Origin of the sequence: Mesorhizobium sp. M4A.F.Ca.ET.020.02.1.1 (assembly GCF_004022645.1) — a bacterium.
Taxonomy (GTDB): domain Bacteria; phylum Pseudomonadota; class Alphaproteobacteria; order Rhizobiales; family Rhizobiaceae; genus Mesorhizobium.
The window spans coordinates 1-2186 of record NZ_RZOI01000882.1 but is presented as its reverse complement, the minus strand read 5'-3'; the positions used below and the strand labels follow the sequence as shown (position 1 = coordinate 2186).

Genomic DNA, 2186 nt, shown 5'->3' with positions numbered 1-2186 from the left:
ATATGAAACAGATTGAGCGACTGTTGCAAAGACAAGGCCGTCCCTGTCTCTTCCCGGGAAATACCGGAGGGGTTTCCAGCCATGACGACCAACATCGATTCGGACAACGTTTCAGCTTCCTTTGACGAGCGCGCGGTTTCCACTGAACACGCCGGCCTGACACCGGCGCAGGAAATCCAGGTCGCGCAGGCCGCCTCGACAGGGCAAGCCGCGCCGGCGGATCCGGTACCGGTCGATGTCGGCAGCGGCGCACCCGTTCAGCCCGAAGCACCGGCAGCTGCCGCGACCCCGCCGGCAAATGGAGCGCCGGCGGCTGCGGCAAACGCACCGGCGGGCGCGGCGCATGATTATGTGGCCGACGCCAGCAATGTCGTCAGGCTTCCGGCCAATGTCTCGATCGACAACATCAAGGTCGACGGCCACAACCTCGTGCTCGTGCAGCCCGACGGATCTGAGATCGTCATCAAGGACGGCGCGCTCAATGTGCCCACCTTCATCCTCGGCGAAGTCGAGGTGCCGCGCGTTGCCCTGATCGCGGCGCTGGAAGCAAGCCATGTCGACGTTGCCTTCGGCGCCGACGGCTCGATCTCTGCCGGACCCGGAAACGGCTCGCCGAATAGCGCGGGCGGAAACTTCTCCGTCCCTCCCGGCGGCATCGGCGACGGCTTCGACCTGTCGGCCCTGCTGCCGCCGACGGCCCTGCAGTTCGGCCAGCTCGACCGGCGCGAACTCTTCCCATCCATTGTCGACAGGAAGGTTTCGGTGGTGGCGGTGTCGCTGCTTACGCCGGACGAGGCGGCCAGCGAAACCGGCCTCGACGGCGGCCCGTCACAGTCGCCGGGCAGCGACGCGCCAAGCAATTCGGAGACGTCGAGCACCGGAACGATCACCATCGACGCGCCGGACGGGATCGGCTCGATCGTCATCAACGGCGTCACCGTCACGGGCGTCGGGCAGCAGATCCAGGGCCAGTTCGGCTACATCACGATCGTCTCCTTCAATCCGGTCACCGGCGCTATTGAATACAATTACACGGTGACCGAGTCGGTCACCCATCCCGATCACACCAACGGTTACGACCCCAACGATACGGTTCCGGACAATTTCAGCATCACCGTCACGGATTCCGACGGCGATACCGCCAGCACCACCTTTGCGGTCGCCATCATCGATGACGTACCGACGGCGGTTGCCGACACCGATGCGGTGGCAGCGGGTTCGTTCGCGCCGGTCGCCGGCAATGTCATGGACGGCAGCGGATCGGACGGCAACGCGGCGGGCGCCGACACCAAGGGCGCCGACGACGCGACGGTGGTCGGCGTCGCCGCCGGCAACACCAATACCGATGTCGACAATGCCGCCACGCTCAATACGCCCATCCAGGGCGAATATGGCAAGCTGACGCTTCACGCGGACGGCTCCTACACCTTTGTGCGCGACGCCGGCACGCCCGGCGGCGTCAACGACGTCTTCACCTACACGATCAAGGACGGCGACGGCGACACCTCGCACACCACGCTGACGATCTCGATCGGCAACTCGACGCCGGAAATCAGCGACCTGACGCCGGAGGCCAATGGCGGCGACGTCATCGTGAATGAAAACGACCTCCTGGCCAGCCGCGGGCCCGACGAGTCGGCCGGTTCCGACACTTCGAAGGAAAGCACGACCCAGGGCGGCACCTTCACCATCAACTCGCCTGACGGCATCGCCTCGCTGGCGATCGACGGCCACACCTTCATCACCAATGGCACATTCACCGGCGGTTCGTTCACGACCGCGCTCGGCAACACGCTGACGGTGACCGGCTATGACGCCGGCACCGGCGTGGTCAGCTACACCTACACGCTTAACGACAACGAGGCGCATGCCACCGCCCAGGACACCAACAGCCTGTTCGAGAACTTCACCGTCACGCTGACCGACGAGGACGGGCAGAGCGCCAACGGCACGCTCTCCGTCAACATCGTCGACGACGTGCCGGCGGCGAGCGCGGAAGCCTCGCAGGACGTCGCTGAAGGCGCGACGGTCACCGGCACACTGGACTTCGTCGCCGGCGCCGACGGCGCCACGGTGACCCATATCGACGGCACGCTGCTGGTTTTCGGCCAGGACGGCTACTCGCAGGCGATCGACATCGGCGACGGCTCCATCAAGGTCAAGGCCGATGGCAGCTATTCCTTCAC

The 2186-nt window shown here is 65.4% G+C and carries 1 protein-coding gene; it reads left to right on the top strand.

Annotated features, from left to right (window positions below; genetic code table 11):
• Positions 1-81: 81 nt before the first annotated feature.
• On the top strand, positions 82-2186 hold a 2105-nt coding region (locus EN742_RS32540), incomplete at its 3' end, for a VCBS domain-containing protein (protein WP_210214504.1).